The organism is uncultured Maritalea sp. (assembly GCF_937139385.1).
GTDB lineage: Bacteria > Pseudomonadota > Alphaproteobacteria > Rhizobiales > Devosiaceae > Maritalea > Maritalea porphyrae_A.
On sequence record NZ_CAKZPW010000137.1, the window covers coordinates 1 to 5585 of the forward strand.

Annotated in this window: 5 protein-coding genes; 4 read left to right on the forward strand and 1 reads right to left on the reverse strand. The window is 50.6% G+C overall.

Translation table 11 applies throughout. The annotated features are described in order from the left end of the window. A complete protein-coding gene (gene glmM, locus Q0231_RS05675; protein WP_299346151.1) occupies nt 1-1398 on the forward strand; it encodes a phosphoglucosamine mutase in 1398 nt (465 codons plus the stop codon). A 22-nt stretch (nt 1399-1420) separates the two neighbouring features. On the opposite strand, the gene Q0231_RS05680 is transcribed toward glmM, so the two are convergent. Beyond that, a complete protein-coding gene (locus Q0231_RS05680; protein ID WP_269394821.1) occupies nt 1421-2344 on the reverse strand; it encodes an EamA family transporter in 924 nt (307 codons plus the stop codon). A 157-nt stretch (nt 2345-2501) separates the two neighbouring features. Between Q0231_RS05680 and Q0231_RS05685 the strand changes: the two genes are divergently transcribed. From Q0231_RS05685 to serA, 3 genes are all read left to right on the forward strand, one after another. Next, nucleotides 2502-3212, forward strand: coding sequence for an outer membrane beta-barrel protein (locus Q0231_RS05685; RefSeq protein ID WP_269394820.1), 711 nt, complete (start codon nt 2502-2504; stop codon nt 3210-3212). Nucleotides 3213-3401: 189 nt separating this feature from the next. Beyond that, a complete protein-coding gene (locus tag Q0231_RS05690; RefSeq protein ID WP_299346156.1) occupies nt 3402-4574 on the forward strand; it encodes a phosphoserine transaminase in 1173 nt (390 codons plus the stop codon). A gap of 76 nt (nt 4575-4650) precedes the next feature. Then, the coding region (gene serA / locus Q0231_RS05695; RefSeq protein ID WP_299346159.1) for a phosphoglycerate dehydrogenase at nt 4651-5585 on the forward strand (935 nt) is incomplete at its 3' end.

Below are 5585 nucleotides of genomic sequence, written 5' to 3' on the forward strand. Positions count from 1 at the left end.
ATTGGCTCGTTCGAGCCTGTCGCAAAACCTTGGGGACATAACGGCATTCCCGAAGATTTCTCGTTTGATGAGCTTCCCCCCGATCTTGATCATTTTGAGCCCTTTCTATTCAACGCTATGAAACGAATTCCAGCGCTTGAAAATACAGGTATTCATACCTGGTTTAATGGTCCCGAGAGCTTCACACCGGATGATCGCTATATGCTTGGCGAGACCGACAGTGTGCAAAATTTATTTGTGGCGACCGGGTTTAATTCGGTGGGCATGGATGTGTTTTTGCTCGGCCCAATGCCAACGCCTGCGGTCGCAATGTTGACCCGCTCGCTGCGCGCGGATTTGGGGGTGATGATTTCTGCCTCCCACAATCCCTATGACGATAATGGCATTAAATTGTTCCAACCAGATGGGTTTAAGCTGACCGATGAAATGGAAAGCGAAATCGAAGCCTTGCTCAATAGCGATTTAGCGGATGAATTGGTGCGCGGGCGCGAGATTGGTCGGGCGCACCGGATTGAAGAGGCGCGTGGTCGATACTCTGAATATGCGAAACGCACACTCCCAAGGCTGACCGAGTTTTCGGGCCTGCGGGTGGTCGTGGATTGCGCGAACGGGGCGGCCTATAAATCTGCCCCTGAAGTTCTTTGGGAACTTGGTGCAGAAGTAATCACCATTGGTGTGTCGCCCGATGGGTACAATATCAACGAAGGTTGCGGGTCTACTGCGCCACACTTGCTGCAACAAAAGGTCCGCGAAACGCGCGCCGATATCGGCATTGCATTGGATGGTGATGCGGATCGGGTGGTTATTGTTGATGAAAAAGGCGACATCATTGACGGCGATCAGCTAATGGCTGCGCTTGCTATGTTTTGGCAGGAACAGGGCAAGCTGAAGGGCGAAGGGGTTGTGGCCACTGTGATGTCAAACCTTGGTCTTGAGCGCTATTTGAATAGCCGCGACCTGTCGCTTGAACGCACTCAAGTTGGAGATCGATATGTGCTTGAGCGCATGCGAGAAGGTGGCTTTAATCTGGGGGGCGAACAGTCCGGCCACATCATTCTGTCCGACCATACAACAACAGGCGACGGGCTTGTTTCTGCACTTCAAATAATGGCCTTGATCCAGACAAAAGATAAACCTGTATCTGAGGTTTGTCGCTTGTTCGACACAGTGCCCCAATTGTTGACCAATGTGCGATACGAAAGTGGCGCGCCGTTGGAAAATATTCTTGTGAAACAAGCCATAGCAGCCGGTGAGGAAAAGATGGGCGACAGCGGACGTTTGGTCATTCGCGCCTCTGGCACAGAGCCGTTAATTCGCGTGATGGGTGAATGCGACGACGAAAAGCTTGTGAATGACGTGGTGGGTGATATCGCGGATGTCATTCAGCAGGTGGCTTAGTCATTTACCAAGTTGAATGCAATTAAGCAGGCGGTGTCGGTAAACGGCGCCGCTTTCTTTTTTTCAGTATCCCTTCGGCGATCAACAGCCCGAAAATAATCGCGAAGAAACCCGCGAATTGGATTGGGGACAATTGTTCTTGGAAGATGATTGCCCCAAGCACCACGGCCACGATGGGAATCAGATAGCTGGTTTGGGTGCAAAAGGCGGCTGATGTCTTATCGACCAAACGGTAGTAGACAATTGTTGCGACCCATGTGGGGATGATGGCCAAATATGCAGTTGAAGCCCAACCTTGCCAACTAATGGAGGTCGGTATGGGTTCAAAAAGAATTGCCCCTAAGATGGCTGTACCTGTTGCCACCAAAATAGTGCCGTAAGATTTGGTCATGGCTGGCATATCGATCATGCGGCGCGAAATAATGCCGTTGGTGGCATAGCCTGTGGTGGCAATGATCAAAAGGACAAACGGTAGAATTAGTATGGTTTGAGTGTCATTGTGCTTGCCGCTGCCCGCAATTATGGCTGCTACACCCAGAAAACCGATAATCAGGCTAAGAAGACGCACCGGCGTTGCTTTTTCCTCGGGCAAAAAAACCAGCGAGAACAACAAAACCTGAAACGGTATCGTGGCCATCATCAACCCAGCGATCGCCGATGGTACATAGGGGGCCGCATAGGAGACCAAAATGAATGGAATTGCGGTGCCGAATGAGCCCAAAAACAGCATTGCCCGCCACTCGCGCCAGCTATTTGGCAATCGAATGTTTTGCCACTTCGCAAAAATGAACATGCAAATTGAGGCGATCACCAGCCGAATCGCCACCAGCCATAGGGGGCTCAAATGTTCGACAGCGACCTTGATGGCAATGAAGGCACTGCCCCACATAAACACAAGGCTGGCAAGCCAAAGCCAATCGGAAGCTGCGCGTTGTTCGTTTTCCATGATTTCACCAAAATAGGGTGCTCAAGACCCATCGACGTTAAAGAGATTGTTGAAATATTAGGGTTAAATATTGAGGTTAAGCGCCTTTTAACAAAAAGGCGCAATAATGGCCAATGAGAAGTCACAGAAAATGGCTTGCGTAATAAGGATTAGAATGATGCTAAAATGGACAATGGCCGCCTCACTGGCTGTTGCAAGCATGTTCGGTAGCAGCGTATTGGCTGCCGACATGATTGTGCCTGAACCAGAATATCCAGTTTATCCTGAATTGCCAGAAGTTGACTATGGGCTTGGAGGCTCATTCTATCTGCGTGGTTCAGTTGGCGGAAATGCGCTTTGGGCGCGTAACGTCTCGATTTGCTGTACGGACAATACAGTTACCGACATGGGCTGGGGATACAGCTATGGTGTTGGTGCTGGTTATGAATTTGGCGATGGATGGCGTGCGGATATTACCGTCGACGCCCTTTCAAATACGGGTCTGAAATCAGGCGGTTACACAGCGAGCTTGCGCTCAACGGTTGCTTTGGCAAACGTTTATTATGACTTTAGCCTTGAAGACTTTGGCAACCATTCCGCTGAAGGTGGTTGGGTTGGCTATGTGGGCGGTGGTGTTGGTAAAGCTTGGAGCTATGCTTCAGCTACACACCCAACAAGCGCAGACCTAGTTGAAGGCTCTGCCGCTGCGACATCTTGGGCTGCCGCTGGTATGGTTGGTGTAGGTTACGACATGGGCAATATGGTTGCTGATGTTGGCTACCGTGCGCTCTGGATGAAGGGTTTCTCTACCGCTGGTGGGACCGATTTTTGGGCCCAAGACGCAATTGCACACGAAATTCGTGCAAGCTTGCGGTACCGTTTCCACTAAGCTCTTTAAGGGCTTAGTTTGAGTTTTAGACCTCGCGTCAGCAATGGCGCGGGGTTTTTTGTTTGTCAGACAATTGCGACGAATTTGCAGCTTTGCGATTTTTCGTTTGCAATTCTCATTGACTGTCTCTATTCCGGTCAGTGGGCCACCTCTCCCCAACGAGAGGCGCCTATCTGAAAGGGTAGTCACATGACAGATATTTTGAAACCGGACCTTCGTCCGGTAAATCCGCGTTTTTCTAGCGGTCCTTGCACTAAACGTCCGGGTTGGACGCCAAATTTCCTTGAAAACACACATCTTGGTCGCTCGCATCGCGCGAAGCCGGCAAAAGCACGTATTCAGCTCGCTATTGATCTGACACGTGAATTGTTGAATGTGCCAGATGATTATCGGATCGGCATTGTGCCCGGTTCTGATACCGGCGCAGTTGAGATGGCCCTATGGTCCATGCTTGGCGCGCGCGGCGTAGATATGCTGGCATGGGAAAGTTTTGGCGCGGGTTGGGTCACAGATGTGGTCAAGCAACTCAAGCTTGATGATGTGCGGGTAATGGAGGCTGACTACGGTCATCTTCCAGACCTTAACGCGGTCGATTGGGCACGCGATGTGGTTTTCACTTGGAACGGCACCACGTCTGGTGCACGTGTGCCAAATGCGGATTGGATTGCAGCGGACCGTGAAGGTCTTGCGATTTGTGATGCGACTTCTGCCGCTTTTGCCCAAGACTTAGATTTCCAAAAGCTCGACGTGGTGACTTTTTCTTGGCAGAAAGTTTTGGGGGGTGAAGGCGCACATGGTGTGATCATTCTGTCTCCCAAGGCAGTTGAGCGGCTTGAAACCTTTACGCCGGATCGCCCTTTGCCAAAAATTTTCCGTCTGACGAAAGGCGGCAAACTGATTGAAGGCATTTTCCAAGCTGCAACCATCAACACCCCATCTTTGATGGTGATTGAAGATGTGATTGATGCAATGGAATGGGCCAAGTCACTGGGGCCAAATTCGCTTCGTGAACGCGCTGATGCCAATTTTAAGGTGCTCTCTGATTGGGTTGATGCAACCGACTGGGTTGCCAATTTGGCCGCTGATCGGGCAACGCAGTCCAACACATCGGTTTGCTTGAAAATCGTTGATGCGGATATCACTGCGCTAGACGCGGACAAACAGGCTGCTTTTGCAAAAGCGATTGCAACGCGTTTGGATCAAGAAGATGTCGCTTACGACATTGGCGCTTATCGCGATGCACCAGCGGGCTTGCGCATTTGGGCCGGCTCCACAGTTGAAGCGGCAGATTTGCAAGCATTGACCGCTTGGCTTGATTGGGCGTTTGCCACTGAAAAAGCTGCGCTTTTGCAAGCTGCGTAAAGCGACACGATCAGATTTAGTTGGCGGAACAGTCCGCCAACCTTTTTCCCAGATTTAAAAATTGATGGAGGCTTTCATGCCTAAGGTTCTTGTATCAGACAAGTTGAGCGAAACCGCGGTTCAAATTTTCCGCGACAATGGTGTTGAAGTAGATTTTTTGCCAGATGTGGGCAAAGACAAAGACAAATTGCTTGAAATCATCGGCCAATATGATGGTTTGGCGATCCGTTCTGCCACGAAAGTAACTGAAAAGATCATCGCAGCGGCGACCAACCTAAAAGTTATCGGTCGAGCAGGCATTGGTGTGGACAATGTGGACATTCCAAAAGCCACGGCCAAAGGCATTATTGTGATGAATACGCCGTTCGGCAATTCAATCACCACAGCTGAGCATGCCATTACCCTTTTGCTTTCTACCGCCCGCCAAATTCCGGCTGCGGACGCGTCAACCCGCGCCAGCAAATGGGAAAAGTCAAAGTTTATGGGCGTGGAAGTAACCGCCAAAACTTTGGGTATTATCGGGTGTGGTAATATTGGTGCCATCGTTGCGGACCGCGCTCAGGGTCTTAAAATGAAAGTGATCGCGTTTGATCCTTTCCTTACACCTGAACGTGCGCTTGATCTGGGCGTAGAAAAAGTTGAGCTGGACGAGTTGCTTGGTCGTGCAGACTTCATTTCTTTGCACACGCCCTTAACAGATTCAACGCGCGGTATTTTGGGTGCTGACGCTTTTGCAAAAATGAAAAACGGTGTGCGGATTGTGAACTGTGCACGTGGTGGGTTGATCGATGAAGCGGCGCTGAAAGTGGCGCTTGAGAGTGGTAAGGTTGCCGGTGCAGCGCTTGACGTTTACGAAGTCGAGCCTGCAAAAGACAACCCGCTTTTTGAAGCGCCGAATGTGATTTGTACGCCGCACCTTGGCGCTTCAACCACCGAGGCACAGGAAAATGTGGCGCGGCAAGTCGCAGAACAAAAGAGCGCATACTTGATGCATGGTGCGATTCAAAACGC

Bases quoted from the DNA above. Each gene is read 5' to 3' on its own strand.
- Q0231_RS05680 (WP_269394821.1), bottom strand. From the start codon at position 2,344: ATGGAAAACGAACAACGCGCAGCTTCCGATTGGCTTTGGCTTGCCAGC.
- Q0231_RS05685 (WP_269394820.1), top strand. From the start codon at position 2,502: ATGCTAAAATGGACAATGGCCGCCTCACTGGCTGTTGCAAGCATGTTC.
- Q0231_RS05690 (WP_299346156.1), top strand. From the start codon at position 3,402: ATGACAGATATTTTGAAACCGGACCTTCGTCCGGTAAATCCGCGTTTT.